The 15,285-nt window shown below is 44.1% G+C and carries 14 protein-coding genes and 2 pseudogenes; 8 read left to right on the plus strand and 8 right to left on the minus strand.

What is annotated here, in order from left to right:
- Positions 1-65: 65 nt before the first annotated feature.
- The 3 genes from N5P32_RS11385 to ppnP all read left to right on the plus strand — a co-directional run bounded on the left by N5P32_RS11385 (position 66) and on the right by ppnP (position 2,773).
- Entirely contained in the window at positions 66-1,412 is a 1,347-nt protein-coding gene (locus tag N5P32_RS11385; RefSeq protein WP_265729184.1) for a DEAD/DEAH box helicase, read from the plus strand.
- A gap of 104 nt (positions 1,413-1,516) precedes the next feature.
- Positions 1,517-2,413, plus strand: a complete 897-nt coding sequence (gcvA, locus tag N5P32_RS11390; RefSeq protein ID WP_265729269.1) for a transcriptional regulator GcvA — start codon at positions 1,517-1,519, stop codon at positions 2,411-2,413.
- Positions 2,414-2,482: 69 nt separating this feature from the next.
- Entirely contained in the window at positions 2,483-2,773 is a 291-nt protein-coding gene (ppnP, locus tag N5P32_RS11395) for a pyrimidine/purine nucleoside phosphorylase (RefSeq protein ID WP_265729185.1), read from the plus strand.
- Between the two features lie 83 nt (positions 2,774-2,856).
- Here ppnP and N5P32_RS11400 read toward each other — a convergent pair whose 3' ends face one another.
- Positions 2,857-4,503 (minus strand): lytic transglycosylase, encoded by a 1,647-nt coding sequence (locus N5P32_RS11400; RefSeq protein ID WP_265729186.1) that lies wholly within the window; start codon positions 4,501-4,503, stop codon positions 2,857-2,859.
- Positions 4,504-4,557: 54 nt separating this feature from the next.
- Positions 4,558-5,331 carry a hydroxyacylglutathione hydrolase gene (gene gloB / locus N5P32_RS11405; RefSeq protein WP_265729187.1) on the minus strand — a complete coding sequence of 258 codons (774 nt, stop codon included), beginning with the start codon at positions 5,329-5,331 and terminating at the stop codon, positions 4,558-4,560.
- Positions 5,332-5,423: 92 nt separating this feature from the next.
- Between gloB and N5P32_RS11410 the strand changes: the two genes are divergently transcribed.
- The 3 genes and pseudogenes from N5P32_RS11410 to dnaQ all read left to right on the plus strand — a co-directional run bounded on the left by N5P32_RS11410 (position 5,424) and on the right by dnaQ (position 7,312).
- Positions 5,424-5,855, plus strand: a complete 432-nt coding sequence (locus N5P32_RS11410) for a class I SAM-dependent methyltransferase (protein ID WP_265729188.1) — start codon at positions 5,424-5,426, stop codon at positions 5,853-5,855.
- A gap of 319 nt (positions 5,856-6,174) precedes the next feature.
- Positions 6,175-6,602: pseudogene (rnhA, locus tag N5P32_RS11415) on the plus strand (ribonuclease HI).
- Positions 6,599-7,312, plus strand: coding sequence for a DNA polymerase III subunit epsilon (gene dnaQ, locus N5P32_RS11420; RefSeq protein ID WP_265729189.1), 714 nt, complete (start codon positions 6,599-6,601; stop codon positions 7,310-7,312). Before rnhA ends, dnaQ begins: the two are co-directional and overlap by 4 nt.
- 83 nt (positions 7,313-7,395) lie before the next feature.
- On the opposite strand, the gene nhaB is transcribed toward dnaQ, so the two are convergent.
- Positions 7,396-8,898 (minus strand): sodium/proton antiporter NhaB, encoded by a 1,503-nt coding sequence (gene nhaB, locus N5P32_RS11425; RefSeq protein ID WP_265729190.1) that lies wholly within the window; start codon positions 8,896-8,898, stop codon positions 7,396-7,398.
- A 252-nt stretch (positions 8,899-9,150) separates the two neighbouring features.
- On the opposite strand from nhaB, the gene N5P32_RS11430 reads away from it, so the two are divergent.
- Both N5P32_RS11430 and sohB read left to right on the plus strand, forming a co-directional pair.
- Positions 9,151-9,414: a hypothetical protein gene (locus tag N5P32_RS11430; RefSeq protein ID WP_265729191.1), complete on the plus strand. Its 264-nt coding sequence runs from the start codon at positions 9,151-9,153 to the stop codon at positions 9,412-9,414.
- The gene (gene sohB / locus N5P32_RS11435) at positions 9,356-10,189 is read left to right on the plus strand and encodes a protease SohB (protein WP_265729192.1); all 834 of its coding nucleotides are present in this window, start codon (positions 9,356-9,358) and stop codon (positions 10,187-10,189) included. The genes N5P32_RS11430 and sohB overlap by 59 nt, the downstream gene beginning before the upstream one ends.
- Before the next feature lie 261 nt (positions 10,190-10,450).
- Here the strand turns inward: sohB and N5P32_RS11440 are convergent, their stop codons facing one another.
- The 5 genes and pseudogenes from N5P32_RS11440 to folX all read right to left on the minus strand — a co-directional run bounded on the left by N5P32_RS11440 (position 10,451) and on the right by folX (position 14,870).
- The gene (locus tag N5P32_RS11440; protein ID WP_265729193.1) at positions 10,451-11,086 is read right to left on the minus strand and encodes a hypothetical protein; all 636 of its coding nucleotides are present in this window, start codon (positions 11,084-11,086) and stop codon (positions 10,451-10,453) included.
- Positions 11,083-13,212, minus strand: a complete 2,130-nt coding sequence (mfd, locus tag N5P32_RS11445; RefSeq protein WP_409371101.1) for a transcription-repair coupling factor — start codon at positions 13,210-13,212, stop codon at positions 11,083-11,085. Before mfd ends, N5P32_RS11440 begins: the two co-directional genes overlap by 4 nt.
- Before the next feature lie 21 nt (positions 13,213-13,233).
- Positions 13,234-13,448, minus strand: a pseudogene (locus N5P32_RS18250) (hypothetical protein); the annotation flags it as partial.
- A gap of 215 nt (positions 13,449-13,663) precedes the next feature.
- A complete protein-coding gene (locus N5P32_RS11450) occupies positions 13,664-14,494 on the minus strand; it encodes a transcription-repair coupling factor family protein (RefSeq protein ID WP_265729194.1) in 831 nt (276 codons plus the stop codon).
- A 1-nt stretch (position 14,495) separates the two neighbouring features.
- A complete protein-coding gene (gene folX, locus N5P32_RS11455) occupies positions 14,496-14,870 on the minus strand; it encodes a dihydroneopterin triphosphate 2'-epimerase (RefSeq protein ID WP_265729195.1) in 375 nt (124 codons plus the stop codon).
- Positions 14,871-15,285: the final 415 nt, after the last annotated feature.

Below are 15,285 nucleotides of genomic sequence, written 5' to 3' on the forward strand. Positions count from 1 at the left end.
TATAATAAGTAGATTAAACGCAACGTTTTGTTTGTGCCGTATTTTTGTTTTAAAGGGGTATTTGTTTGTTATTCAAAGAATTTGGTTTTGATAATCGTATTTTAACGTCTATCGGTCATTTAGGGTTTGATGTGGCGACGGAAATTCAAGCTCGCGCTATTCCTGAAGCGATGGCCGGGCGTGATTTATTGGCGTCGTCAAAAACTGGATCTGGAAAAACACTCGCTTATCTTTTGCCTGCTCTGCACCGCGTTTACAAGAAAAAAGCGTTGTCTAAACGTGATCCTCGTGTGGTGATTTTAGTACCAACTCGCGAGTTGGCAAAACAAGTCTATGGTCAGTTGCGACTTTTGCTGGCGTCCAGTCGTTTTACTTCCATCCTTATTCAGGGTGGGGAAAATTTTAACGACCAACATAAGTCGCTGCAAAAAGACCCTCATTTTATCGTCGCGACACCAGGACGTTTAGTTGACCATCTAAAGCAACGTCATGTGTTCTTAGAGGGGCTTGAGTTGCTTATTTTGGACGAAGCTGATCGCATGTTGGATCTAGGCTTTGCGGATGCGATGCGAGCCATCAATGATGCCGCTAATCACCGCCAACGTCAGACGCTGTTCTTTTCTGCGACATTAGACAATACCGATGTGAGCGCGATTGCCAATGAACTGCTAAGAGAGCCTTCTCGTGTGGCGGTTGGTCAAGGCTTTGACGAGCACACTGATATTTCCCAACATGTGTTTTTATGTGACCATTTAGATCATAAAGAAGCGCTTTTGAAGCATTTGTTAGTAGGGCAAACGATCAAGCAGGCGATTGTGTTTACTGCAACGAAAAGTGACACGGTACGTTTGTCTGAAATCATTGCAAGCTGGGGGCTGAGTACTCAGGCATTAAACGGTAATCTATCGCAAAGCGCGCGTAATAAAACGATGGAGAGTTTTGCAAAAGGTCAGTTTGATGTTTTGGTCAGTACCGATGTGGCATCACGCGGTTTGGACATTGCTAGTGTTTCGCATGTGTTTAACTTCGATCTGCCTAAGCAAGCGGAAGAGTTTGTCCATAGAACTGGGCGAACTGGTCGTGCCGGGTTTAAAGGTGATGCTTATTCATTGGTTGGTCCAAAGGACTGGGTAAACTTTAAAGCCATTGAAGCGTACTTGCAAAAAACGTTTTCGATTGAGGTGATAGACGGTTTTGAGGCGAAATTTAAAGGGCTGGTGCCGCCAAAGCCTGCTCGCGCCATTAACAATAAACCTAAGGCAAAAACAGCGCCGAAGTCACAGAAGAAATCACCGAAAAAATCGGCTGCTAAAGCACGTTTCCATGATAATCAGCAAGACGGTTTTGACGCCTTCAAGTTGCCTGCTAAGCGTAATACATCTGCCGTCGACTTGGGCGATGAAGACGAGTAGCAGGTTAATATTGGACGATTTTTTAGAAGATATGATTTATTAATTGACAGATAAGTCATATTCACGTTATTGGTTAATCTTTCTTATCTATTGGAGATGAGCTTATTAATCGTTTGCCCCCGTTAAATTCATTGAAGTGTTTCGAATCTGCTGCTCGACATGGCAGTTTCAACAAAGCAGCCAAAGAATTGTCTGTAACACCTTCCGCAATCAGTCATCAAATCAAAGGCTTGGAAAGTTTTCTTGGCCTTGAGTTGTTTCGACGCACTAAGCGAAAAGTGATATTAACGGACGCAGGGGAGTCATACTTAAAGCCAATTAAAAGCATTTTCGAGCAATTAGAAAGCGCCACATCGGAGTTAAAGAGCAAACAAAAAAGCGGTTCTTTGCGATTGGCTGTGGCGCCTGCATTCCTAACGCGTTGGTTGATGCCGAGAATGGAGAGTTTCCAAGATCGCTATCCTGACATTCAAATTGAGATTAGCTCGTCTACTGGTTTGATCGACTTTTCGGCCAATGATATTGATATGGCCGTTTACTTTGGTAGTGGCGATTGGGAGGATGTTGAGGCGCATTATTTACGACCTGCACGTCTTGCTCCTGTTTGTAATCCTAGATTGATTAAGCCTGAACAGCCTATTGTTAAGCCAGAAGACATGCGCTTTTATCCATTGCTTCATGTCACCAAACGAAAGGATGAGTGGCATGATTGGCTTCAGCAGCATGATCTTGATCCGAAACTGTTTCGTCGAGGACTGATGTTTTCAAGCGGCTCGTTAACGGCAGGAGCTGCGGCCCAAGGCTTGGGCATATCGCTTACCGACCCAGAATTGATTATGCCGGAAATTGAAGCCGGAACGTTAAAAGTGCTTTTTGATCAGCATTTAATCACCAACCGATCTTTTTACCTTGTTTACGAAAAACGCCGCTCTGTGACCTCCGCCATGTTGGCTTTTAAAGAGTGGATCATCGAACAAATGGCAGGTAATAAGACTCAGTAGAATACGTAATAACGGATTGATCAAACTTGATATTGTACCGAAATTTATAACGAAAATGAGAGTTTATATATGAGTGCAGCGTTAACCGTAAACAGCTATTTTGATGAAAAAGTAAAATCCATTGCGCTAGACAATGCTGAAGGCACATCGACTGTTGGTGTCATGTCTATTGGCGACTATGAGTTTGGCACAAGTCAGAGAGAGTACATGACGGTCGTGTCGGGTGCGCTGACGGTTAAACTGCCAGATCAAAGTGAATGGAAGACATTTGTGAAAGGCGATACGTTTATTGTGGAAGCCAATCAATCTTTTCAGTTAAAAGTGGAAGAAACCACGGCGTATCTTTGCCGATACGAATGATTGATTAGGTCAAATATAATTGTAAAAAAAGGGCTGATTGATCAGCCCTTTTTTGTGTGCGATTGTGTCTGTGAAGGTGATTGTTAACCACCAACCACGTTGACTAAGAGTGTGACTTTATCGCCTGGTTGAACATATTTTTGACTGCCAACTTTAGGGTTCCAATCTTTAATGTCATTGATGGATACTTTGAATTTATTGGCCACCACCGCAAGGGATTCGCCTGAACGAATGGTATAGACCACTTTTTTCATGACGCTGCGAGTGCTGCTTTCAGAAGGTTTTGGCTCTAACCACACAACTAATTTTTTGCCTGGCATCAATGGGTCGGCTAATCCCATATTGTTCCAGCGAGCCAGCGTTTTGCTGTCCGTGCCGTATTTATTGGAGATCAACCATAAACTGTCTCCCGCATTCACGGTGTAGTTGATTTTTATTCGATTGCGATTTGGTGCGCGAGACTGTTTCGCGAGCAATCGTTGATGCGAGCTTAGCGTGTAGCTTTCAATTTTATTGCCCGCCACAGGAATCATAAGTTCTTGGCCAACTCGTATCATGGTGGAGGAAATCTTATTTACATCCTGAAGAACGTTGACGGTTGTATTGTGCTGCTTTGCCACTAGCAATAAGTTGTCGCCGGCTTTAACGGTGTATCGAACCCAGGTGACGCGCTCATTACTTGGAATCTCAGCCAATTTTGTTCTAAATTGCTTGGCTTTAGAAATTGGCATTAATAAGCGATGAGGGCCATCTGGTGATGTCGCCCATTGGTTAAACCCAGGGTTCAACAAGTACACTTCATCGATGCTTATTTCAGCCATGTCTGCTGCTTGCGCTAAATCGAGCTGCCCGCCAATATTGACGACATCAAAATACGGCTTATTAGGAATGAAATAGGTCGAATAGTTGTACTTCTCTGGGTTCTTGATGATTTTAGCTAACGCAATCAGCTTGGGTACATAAGCACGCGTTTCTTTTGGTAGATCCAATGACCAGAAATCGGTTGGTTTACCTGCTTTTTTATTCTTTCTGATGGCTCTTAAAACGGTGCCTTCGCCGGAATTGTACGAGGCAAGGGCGTGCAGCCAGTTACCATCAAACATTTTATTAAGTCGCGTTAAGTAGGCAATAGCCGCTTGAGTTGAGCCAATGATGTCTCTGCGTCCGTCATACCACCATGTTTGGTCGAGGCCATACATTTGACCGGTTGACGGAATGAACTGCCACGGACCCGAAGCGCGCCCGTGACTGTAGCCAAATGGATCAAAACCACTTTCTACGATAGGTAACAAGGCTATTTCGGTAGGAATACCGGCTTTTTCTAGTTCATCTACAATATAGTAAAGGTAACGTTCCCCTCGTTTAGACACTCGATCCAAATACGATGGATGGGAGCTGAACCAGCGAAGTTGTGATGACAGACGTGGACGGTCAATATCTAGGTTAAGTTGATATCCGGCACGAATTCTTTCCCAAATGTCTGCTGGCGCTTTAGGCTTGGTGACAGCAACGACAGGTTCTTCTTCTGGAAGTATTTCTTCTTCTGCGCTGTTTACAGGAGGAACGGTATCAATAAAGCCAAGTTGTTCTGTGTCAGCCTCAACGATGTCTGTGTCGTCAGCCGATTCTATAGATTCAATAGGAGCGTCGTTTTTTTCTAATTTTGAGGTGGTTTGACATGCGCTTAGGGCTAGGCTGGCAAGACAAATCCAGAAAATTTTATATATCATGTAGGCCACAAATTTGAGTAAAGTTTGGACATTTTAAAGGTGTGACGAGAGAGGTCAACTAAAACTATCTTTGGCACGCCTTACCTGACTGAATGCCGCGACGTAATCATTGGCTGGAATCTCGTTAAGTTGTTGTGCTGCATGGTTTTTAAGTGACTCGATGTGGGTTCTTAAAAACGGGTTGGTTTTTTTCTCGAGATGCAGTGTGGTAGGCAGTGTTGGTTCGTTATTCGTGCGCTGTGTATGGCTAGTCAGGTTACTTTGAATTAAAGGTTTGTTTTCTGGTTCTAGAGAAAGGGCAAAACGATAATTGGCTAAAGTGTACTCGTGAGTTGCGTAAATGTAGGTGTGATCGGGAAGATTAGCTATCTTTTGCATGGCGTTGAGCATCTGCTCTGGCGTGCCTTCCATTATCCTTCCGCAACCCCCTTTGAATAAGGTATCACCACTAAATAATACAGGCTGATCGCCTTCTGAAAAATAACATAAATGGTCTAGCGTGTGCCCGGGGGTTGCGATGACTTGAAAGTCATTTGAAAATACGGTGATTTTGTCTCCATCTATCACGGGATGTGTCACCAGCTCTTTCAGGTGGCTGGGGCCGTAAACTGGGCAGTTTGTATGGTGTTTTAATACCGCAACGCCACCAGTATGATCTTTGTGGTGATGTGTAATCAAAATGCCTGTTAGTGTTGCGCTGTGCTGGGTGCAAAAATCCAAAACGACATTGGCATCGCCTGGGTCTACTGCCCAGATGTCTGAACTATCTTTATCTTGGACTATCCAGATATAATTGTCTTGAAAAGCAGGAAGCGGAAAGATGGTCATAGGTTGTCAACTTTGTATAGGTTGTTATATTTCGTATGGCGTGCTTAAAAATAAATACATCGTCATGCCGTTATAAATAGAGAATTCATTGTATGTTGGATGATCAATCAAGACAATTTTTTCAAAATTGGTATAAAACAGACTTGGGTGAGAGTGTCTTAGAGCAGGAGCGAAAAGAGCTTGTTGCTGAGCTTGACTCAGCCGTGGGATATTACTTAGTCACACAGTCGCCACTCAAGGATCTTCCATTACAAAATCATCGCCTTAGAGAAAGTATTATCATTGCGCCAGTACTGGAATTTGGTGCGCCTAGCCATACTGTGGTTGCTAGGGCGAGTGAGCTGCCTTTCGAAGCGGATGGCGTGGATGTGCATATTTTTCATCACACCCTTGATATTTCTGCTACACCTCATGATGACTTGAGAGAAGCAACAAGAACGTTATTGCCAAGCGGTAAACTCATTATTATTGGTTTTAACCCTTGGAGTTTGTGGGGGCTGTGCCGCCTGTTTAGAAAAAAGTAAAAGCGCCTTGGTGCGGTCAGTTTATTGCGCATCAACGACTTGAGGACTGGTTAAAAGTAGCCGGACTGACGTTAGATACAAAACGCTTTATTTATTACGAGCCGCCATTGCAAAGTGGTAAGTGGCGGTCTCGATTTAATTGGATTGATAAAATGCTAAGGCCGTTGAAGCTGCCATTTAGTGGGGTATATGTAATGACCGCGACTAAACAGGTAAGGCGTTTTATTCCATTGAAACCTCGTTGGTCTGGGGCTCGAGTTCGAGTGCCGCCATTATCGAAGCCAACAGTAAAAGAGATGAAAGAGTGAAAAAGGTTGTAATGTACACAGACGGTGCGTGCAAGGAAACCCTGGCATTGGTGGTTGGGGCGCTTGGCTGACCTTTGGTGAGCATGAGAAACGATTGTGTGGTGGTGAGCAAGACACAACCAATAATCGTATGGAGTTGATGGGGGCCATTGAAGGGTTGCGTGCATTGAAAGAAAAGTGCTCCGTCACACTTTACACGGACTCCTCCTATGTTCAAAAAGGCATTACCGAATGGCTGGCGGGTTGGAAGCGAAAGGGCTGGATGACGGCTTCTAAGCAGCCGGTTAAGAATAAAGACCTTTGGCAAGCCTTGGATGAGCAATGCCAATATCATGACGTTACTTGGAAGTGGGTAAAAGGTCATGCTGGGATAGAGGGCAATGAAATTGCCGACCAATTGGCAAACCAAGGCATTGATCAATTAAGGGCGGCATCATGAGACAGGTTGTTCTTGATACGGAAACAACGGGCATCGATCCGAAGCAAGGTCATCGTATAATCGAGATAGGTTGTGTGGAGATGATCGGACGTAAATTAACGAAGCGTCACTTTCATGTTTACATCAACCCAGACCGAGAAGTCGAAGAAGAAGCATTCCGAGTACACGGAATCAGTAATGAATTTTTGGCGGATAAACCGCGTTTTCATGAAATTGCGCAAGAGTTCTTTGATTTTATCAAAGGGGCTGAACTGATCATTCATAACGCCCCGTTTGATATTGGCTTTATGGATCACGAGTTTGCTCGTATTGGTGGCTTCCCAAAAACCGCCGAGGTTTGTGGGGTCTTTGATAGTTTGGTGTACGCACGTAAAAAACACCCCGGTCAAAAGAATAACCTAGATATTCTTTGTAAGCGTTATGGTATTGATAACTCCCACCGCGAGCTGCACGGCGCTTTATTGGACTCTGAAATCCTTGCGGATGTGTATTTGCTGATGACGGGCGGTCAAACCAGCTTGGGTTTGGCCAGCAGTTCTGAGTCTGAGTCAAAAGAAGAAGGTGATGTGGAAAAAATACGTCGTCTTGCTGCAAGCAGACCTGCTTTAAAGGTAATTAGAGCCAGCGAAGAAGAGTTAAAAGTCCATGAAGAACGCTTGGATTTGATTGATAAAAAGTCTGGTCAATCGTTGTGGCGGATAAAACATTAGGTACTCAATTTTACAAGTTGAGTAACCCAAATTTAAAAAGCCTTCAAATAACATGAAGGCTTTTTTTGTGCCTATGGAAGAGGCTACAGTAAGTACGTCACACAAAGGCCACCAACAATACTGAGTACTATTGTGTAAGGCAGAGCCATCCATACCATTTTGCCATAAGACAATCGCAATAAAGGTGCGATGGCAGATGTCAGTAAAAATAGGAACGCGGCCTGTCCATTCGGTGTGGCTACGCTTGGTAGATTGGTGCCGGTATTCACTGCGACCGCTAAGGTATCAAAATGCTCGCGAGTTATGGCGCCTGAATCCAGTGCGGCTTTGATTTCATTAATATAGACCGTTGCAACGAAGACATTATCACTGATCGCAGAGAGCAGTCCGTTTGCGATAAACAGCATAAGGGGTTGGCTATCTGTTGGCATATTCAGCACAACATCAATGACTGGTTGAAATAAATGTTGAGAATGAATGACGGATACAACAGTGAAAAATACCACTAATAGCGCTGTGAAAGGCAGTGATTCTTCAAATGCGTGACCGATACGATGTTCTTCAATGATGCCATTGAATGAGGTTAATAGGACGATAACCATCAAACCGACTAAACCAACTTCAGCAACATGGAAAGCAAGGGACAGTATCAAGACGATAGCGACAACACCTTGAACAATAAGCTGTGCTTTTGTTTTGTTGGTGTGTTTTTGGCTTTCCTCTTTTTCAAAATTATTTAGAATGTCTCGAACGGTATCTGGTAACTGTGCACCGTAGTCAAACCAAGCTGTTTTCTCTAAAACGATAACGGTTAGTAGTCCACAAATTAGGACCGGTATCGAAACAGGCGCTACATGAAGAAAAAATTCACCGAAGTTCCAGCCTGCGACTTTAGCAATGAGCAAGTTTTGTGGTTCGCCAACTAAGGTTGCGACACCGCCAAGTGCTGTGCCAACGGCTCCGTGCATAAGAAGATCACGTAAAAAAGAACGAAACTCATTTAAGTCCTCAGTGTTCACCGGCAAGATGGAGTCGTCTTTTCCGTGGTCGTGGTTTTTATTGGAGCTTTGGCCGGAAGCGGCCTTGTGATACACCGAATAAAAGCCGACGCCAACACTAATAAGTACGGCTGTGACGGTTAATGCGTCTAGAAAGGCAGAGAGCAGGGCGGCAGAAAAGCTAAATATCAACGAAATAACGATTTTCGATTTAATTTTTACAAGCAGTTTATTAAAGATAAATAGCAGCATGTCTTTCATAAAGTAGATGCCGGCCACCATGAACATCAAAAGCAAAATAACTTCAATGTTATGAGAAACTTCATTGTACACCCCTTCTGGAGAGGTAAGCCCAAGTACAACGGCTTCAATAGCTAACAAGCCGCCAGGTTGTAAGGGGTAGCACTTTAGAGCCATGGCCAGCGTGAAAATAAACTCAATAATTAATAGCCATCCTGCGACGAATGGCCCTAATACGACCAAAACGATAGGATTGATGATCAAAAAAGCTAGGATTATTTGTTTGTACCAAAGTGGCGAAGCACCGAGGAAGTTTCTTCCAAATGATTGGGACAGTGACGGCGTCATTGATTGCTCCTTTATAGAAAGGCACTTAAATGTGCAAAAAAATTAACAGGATTTTTCTACTTTATTGAGGCAATCAAAAAAATCTTGTTAGCTTTCTTATAATTATTTTTACTAGGAAGGCTTTTCAAAGTGTGCAGATAATAAGGCAAATACAAAACAGTATCTATAGCGTTATATCATTGAAAGAGATTGTTATTTACAAAAATACCCCCAGTATACCTAGAGCTTATGACTATTTAGGGGAAATAAAAATTGGAATTTTTAGCGGATTACGCGGGTTTTTTATTAAAGCTTTTGAGTGTGGCTTTGGTGATTGGTTTTCTTTTGGTGATGTTATCCAGTGGGAAGCGTAAATCCCAGCCAGGAAGTTTGTCGGTGGTTAAGTTAAATGAGCGTTATGACGCCATGAAAGAGGAGCTTGATCGCCAGTTACTGGACAAAAAGACGCTTAAAAATATTGAGAAAGAAAAGAAGAAAAAGGAAAAAGCAGAAAAAAATCGCAGAAAAGTCGTCTAACAACCCTGAAGAAGAGTCAAAGAAGCGACTGTATGTTCTGGATTTTGACGGTGATATCAAAGCCTCTGCGGTTGAGTCAATGCGAGAAGAAATTACCGCTGTTTTGAGTGTTGCTAAGCCGCAAGATGAAGTGGTGGTGCGATTAGAAAGTGGTGGCGGTGTAGTGCATGGTTACGGTTTGGCGGCTTCTCAGTTGCAACGTATTCGTGAGGCCAATATCCCGTTGACGATTTGTGTCGATAAAGTGGCGGCCAGTGGTGGTTATATGATGGCCAGTGTTGCCGATAAAATCATTGCAGCCCCTTTTGCAATTCTTGGTTCTATTGGTGTGGTTGCTCAAATCCCCAATGTGCATCGATTGCTTGATAAAAGTTTGATTGATGTTGAGTTGCATACGGCAGGTAAATACAAGCGAACCTTAACGATGCTGGGTGAGAATACCGATGAAGGGCGTGAGAAGTTCAAGCAGGATTTGGAAGACACTCATGGGTTGTTTAAGCGTTTTGTGTCCACTCAGCGCCCGCAACTTGATATTGAAGGTATTGCAACAGGTGATACATGGTATGGCTCTGAAGCGTTAGAAAATAAACTGATAGATCAAGTTATGACAAGTGATGCGTATTTGGTTTCGCATTACGATGCTGCGGAAGTCATACAGGTGGTTTATCAGCAGCCGAAAGGAGTGGCTGAGCGATTGGGCTTGTCATTTTTCTCAGCATTGGAGCAAAAAGCCGTGTCGTGGATTGGTCGATTGACTCAGACTCGAGGCTATTAATTCATCCGAGTTCCCATGAGATGAGAGTGTCGAATACAACAAAAATGGGAGGTACTTTGCATCTCCCATTTTTTATTTCTTAGCTGGCCAGCTCTACGGCTGTTTAGTTAGATAGCTCGTTGGTGCTTTCTAACTCTGTGTAATTCAAGCTTGCACCCGTTTCGGGGGCGACTGTTTGTAGGGCGATTTTTTCGATCGCGTCTTCCAGTTCGATCGGCTCAAAATACAGCAATGTGCCAATGGTTGGATGATCAAGATAATTTACTTTTTGCTGGCGGTTTTGTTGCTTTGGTTCAGGGTTAGTACCAACGCTGGTTCAAACTCTTTAAATTCAGGTGCTGTGTTTGTGTTGGCTACTTGAAATGGTGAGGCACTCATTTCTGACAGTGTGTTGTGTGAGTCTGCTTGTACATAATCTGGAATGGTGAAGCTATCAAATAAATAATGTTGATAATGTATGTCTGATTCCAAATAACGGCCCAATTTGATGGCGATATGGCCTGTTAGCTCTGGGTAGTTGTCTTTTGTTTGTTGGCTGTAAAATTCTTTTTCAATTCGATCGCCGGGGTATTTGAAAATCAACGTCCAGCTTTTGTTTACTAAGATGTTCACATGTCTGCCAATCTTTTCCTCTATGTTGCCAAATGGTGCCGCGTTGTCAGTCTCTTGAGAAGCGTCGTTTGCCGCCACGTCTTCGTCTGTCAGTCTGAGCAACTGCTTCGTTGATAAGACGTTTTTGTAATCGACCTGTTCAGTCGATTGGTTTTCAGGCCAGGTGAATGTCACAAGATAAGCTTGGTAGGCTCTGGCTGTGTCTGGGTTTATTTGCTCTTCTTCTGCGAAAAGTGTGGTACTTATCAGGGAGAGTGATAAGGCGATCGTGAGTAAAGATTTCAATGTAATAGTTCCAATGTCATGGTGGTTTGTTGGAAGCGCTCTTCGGCACTGTTCATTGGTGTTAGGAATTTCAATGTGTCTGATCCGACTAACTTATAACGATCCGGTTTGGTTTGGATCAGTTTTATGAGTTTCATTGGATCAACGGGTGTTTTCGCGCTAAAGAATATTTTACCTTCTTTTGAGTTGGCTTCAATTTTGTTAATACCTAAGCTTTCGGCTTTCAACTTGAGCTCGGTTTGTCGGAAAAGGTTTTTCGTCGCATCAGGCAATAGGCCAAAGCGGTCGATCATTTCGACTTGAAGATCTTTTAATTCTTCGCTGCTCTTTGCGCTGGCTATGCGTTTATACAGGATCAATCGTGAATGCACATCGCCTAGGTAGTCTTCAGGGATCAATGCTGGGACACGCAGGTTGATGTCTGTTTGTGCTGGAGAAGTGATGTCGATGTCGGGCGACTCACCATTTTTAAGCGATTTAACGGCTCTGTCTAACATGTCCATAAACAGTGAAAAGCCTACGTGTTCAATGTGCCCACTTTGGCCGTCACCGAGTAACTCACCTGTTCCCCGAATCTCCAAATCGTGAGTGGCCAGTGTGAAACCAGCGCCCAGTGTATCTGCTAATGTAATGGCCTCTAGGCGTTTCTCAGCATCTCCCGTGACTTTGCGGTCGTTTGGGGTGAGCAGATAAGCGTATGCTTGATGATGAGATCGGCCGACTCGACCCCGCAATTGATGCAGCTGGGCTAAGCCAAACTTATCAGCACGTTCGATAATGATGGTGTTGGCATTTGGTATGTCGATGCCTGTTTCTATAATAGTAGAGCAGACCAGCACGTTGGCTCTTTTGTGGTAAAAGTCGGACATGACTTGCTCTAGCTCTCGCTCACGCATCTGACCATGGCCAACAATGACCCGTGCTTCGGGGATCAACTCTTCTAGTTCTTCAGCCGCTTTTTGGATGGTTTGAACTTCATTGTGTAAGTAGTAAACCTGTCCTCCACGATGCAGCTCCCGCAAAATGGCTTCTTTTATTTGGTGTTCGTCTTTTTGCTTAACGAACGTTTTTACAGACAGGCGTTTCGCTGGCGGTGTGGCAATAATCGACAAATCCCGAATGCCAGACAGTGACATGTTAAGTGTTCTTGGGATGGGGGTGGCGGTCAAGGTGAGAATGTCTACTTCTGCTCTCAGTGCTTTAAATTGCTCTTTTTGTTTGACGCCAAAGCGATGCTCTTCGTCGATGATGACCAGCCCTAAATTAGCGAACTTGACGTCACTTTGGATGAGTTTGTGAGTGCCAACAACAATGTCTGCTTTGCCAGATTCTAGTCGGTCAATTGCTGCGTTAGATTGTTTGCCGGAGCGAAAGCGTGACAAGAGTTCGACTTCAACTGGCCAATCAGCAAATCTGTCGCAAAAATTTTCATAATGTTGCTGAGCCAGCAGTGTGGTTGGCACTAATACTGCCACTTGCTTGCCATCTTGTACGGCGAGGAAGGCGGCGCGCATGGCGACTTCCGTTTTACCAAACCCCACGTCACCACACACCAAGCGGTCCATTGGTTTTTTCGAAGACATGTCTTTCATTACGGCATCAATGGCCATTTGCTGGTCTGGGGTTTCTTCAAATGGAAAGCCCGCAGCAAACAATTCGTATTGGTCATCGGGTTTGGCGAAAGCGTAACCCACACGGGCTTCTCGCTGAGCGTAAATTTCTAATAGTTCCGCGGCGGTATCACGGGCTTTTTCAGCGGCTTTTTGTTTTGCGACACTCCACTTGTCGGTACCCAGTTTGTGTAGTGGAGCGGTGTCTTCATCTGCGCCTGTGTAGCGAGAAATAAGCTGCAAAGACGAAACGGGCACATACAGTTTTGCGTCATTCGCGTAACCGAGAGTCAGTAATTCGGTTTCTTGTCCGTCTATTTCGAGGTTGGTGAGCCCTAAATAGCGACCTACGCCATGATCAATGTGCACAACCGGGGCGTTAAGTCTCAGTTCGGTGAGGTTGCGAATAATCGCGTCCTCGCTGATGTTGTTGTGTTTATTCCGTCGGCGATGCTGAGAAACACGCTCGCCCAATATCTCACTTTCCGGAATGAGAACGACCTCGTCACCGATCACAAACCCACGACCTATGTTGCCTTCAGTAATAGCGAGGCCTTTGGTTGACTTTGTAAATGCGGCCCAGTTTTCAACGTGTTTGGGTTTGATGTTGTGCTTTTTAGCAATTCTAATAGTGCTTCTCGGCGACCGGCTGATTCGGCAACAATCAATACTCTGGCCGTGGTTTGTGCTAAGAAGGTTTGAAGTTTGCTGAGTGGTTGAGCGGCTTTGGAGTCTATTTTGACGTTTTCCAAAGCCTTATAAATCGTGTGCTCGCCTTCGTTTGAGAAAATGGCATTAGGTATATTGATTTAGCAGCCCGAAAAGCTCGTCTTCTTTTAGGCAGATTTCGTCCGGTTTGAGAATGGGGCGCTCAATGTTGTAGTTCAACGATTCGTGTCGACTGCGGTAATCTAGCTGAATGCTGGCAAATTGATCGTTGAAATTATTGGATCGAATAATCAGGGTGTTATCTGGCAGATAGTCGAAGACACTGGCGGTTTTTCAAAGAAAGAGGCAGGTAATATTCAATGCCTGCCGGGATTATCCCGCTGGAGATGTCTTGGTAAAGGGGGCTAGACAGTGGGTCTGCGTCAAAGCGTTCTCGGAAAGCCTGTCTAAAGTGTTGGATGCCCTGAGGTGTGGTCGGAAACTCTTTGGCTGGCAGCATTTTTATTTCAGTGACTTTGCTGATGCTGCGTTGGGTTTCAGGATCGAACCAGCGAATGGACTCTATTTCGTTGTCAAACCAGTCAATTCGTATGGGGCTTTCTGCTCCCATTGGGAAAACGTCCATCAGTGCGCCGCGGATCGCATATTCGCCATGTTCGTGTACGTTGTCTACATTTAAGTAGCCTGCGTTGGTGAGCTTTCTGGAAAGTTGCTCTAAGGGTAATTCTTGTCCTTCACTTAAGTGAAAACGTTGGGCGTCAAGGTGTTGCTTTGGGCAAAGGCGAGTCAGACATGACGCAACAGTGGTTAATACAATCGGGTTTTTCGTTTCTGTCAGTTTTGCCAGTGTTTCGAGGCGCTGCGAAATGATGTCTTGATGAGGGGAGAAAGCATCATAGGGGAGTGTTTCCCAATCACTAAATCGTAAAATCTCGCTGTTTTTTTGATTTAAAAACTGTATTTCGTCTTCAAGCTCGTTGAGTTCAGCAACGGTGTTTGCCATGAATAGAATAGGTTGTTTGTGCTGCGCCGCAATGGCTAATATTTGCAGCGCTGAACGACTGCCATCTATGCCATGGATTAGATTTTTGAAGCCGGGCTTTTGAGTGATTGAGACAGATTCTGACATGTTAGGCTTGTGGTTCTCTTGTGGCGGACAAGGTTAAGGATACAGAGTCAGCAAAGCGCAAAGCGTGTGGCTTAGCTACTTCGACCTTTGCAAAAGTGACGTGATCGGCAGACATACAAAGTGCGAGTAGGTCGGCGGTTAGCTTTTCGAGTAAAAGAAAGCGGTTGTTTTCAGTGTGCGCTATCATTTCTTTGCAGATGGTTCGATAGTTTACGGCTTTTTCCACGTTGTCGGTGTCGTACGCTTGGGTTGCAGGGTAATGAATCCATGCATTGATGATGACGTCTTGTTTATTCTCTTTTTCTGATTCATTGAATCCTATATAGGTTCGTAAACGTAAGTTTTTAATGTGGATTTGAGCTTCAGGTTTGATCATCACTTTCTTCCGTGTTCTGGCCTACAAGTATTGAGGCGATATTGTGTCGTTTTAGATTGGGGATGGCAACTCACTATAGTACGAGGTGAAGCGTTGTTTGGATTGATTTGCTTGAATTTTATGTATTCATGCTCGATCTAAATCTATTTTCGGGGTGTTTTTCGTAATAAAACAACAAACAAATGGTTTTTTTTGGGCCTGCAAGTACGGTAATAAGGACAAAGTAGTACTTTTAAATAAAAGTTGGTGCTTAAAGACGGCGTCATGAGCTGGTCAATGGCAGGAATGATCTTTATAATACGTCGGTTTTTTGGTGAAGTGAGTTTGCGTTTTACAATGTCTTTAATGTCGTTGTTCGTTCATGCATGATTTCCCGGAGGGGGTGTGAGCAATTCGCATTACGCTTTTTGTGTTC

It is taken from the genome of Marinomonas pontica (assembly GCF_026191375.1).
GTDB classification, from domain to species: Bacteria; Pseudomonadota; Gammaproteobacteria; order Pseudomonadales; family Marinomonadaceae; genus Marinomonas; species Marinomonas pontica.

Coding starts and splice junctions, on each gene's coding strand:
- ppnP (WP_265729185.1), top strand. CDS start 2,483: ATGAGTGCAGCGTTAACCGTAAACAGCTATTTTGATGAAAAAGTAAAA.
- N5P32_RS11400 (WP_265729186.1), bottom strand. CDS start 4,503: ATGATATATAAAATTTTCTGGATTTGTCTTGCCAGCCTAGCCCTAAGC.
- gloB (WP_265729187.1), bottom strand. CDS start 5,331: ATGACCATCTTTCCGCTTCCTGCTTTTCAAGACAATTATATCTGGATA.
- N5P32_RS11410 (WP_265729188.1), top strand. CDS start 5,424: ATGTTGGATGATCAATCAAGACAATTTTTTCAAAATTGGTATAAAACA.
- dnaQ (WP_265729189.1), top strand. CDS start 6,599: ATGAGACAGGTTGTTCTTGATACGGAAACAACGGGCATCGATCCGAAG.
- nhaB (WP_265729190.1), bottom strand. CDS start 8,898: ATGACGCCGTCACTGTCCCAATCATTTGGAAGAAACTTCCTCGGTGCT.
- N5P32_RS11450 (WP_265729194.1), bottom strand. CDS start 14,494: ATGTCAGAATCTGTCTCAATCACTCAAAAGCCCGGCTTCAAAAATCTA.
- folX (WP_265729195.1), bottom strand. CDS start 14,870: ATGATCAAACCTGAAGCTCAAATCCACATTAAAAACTTACGTTTACGA.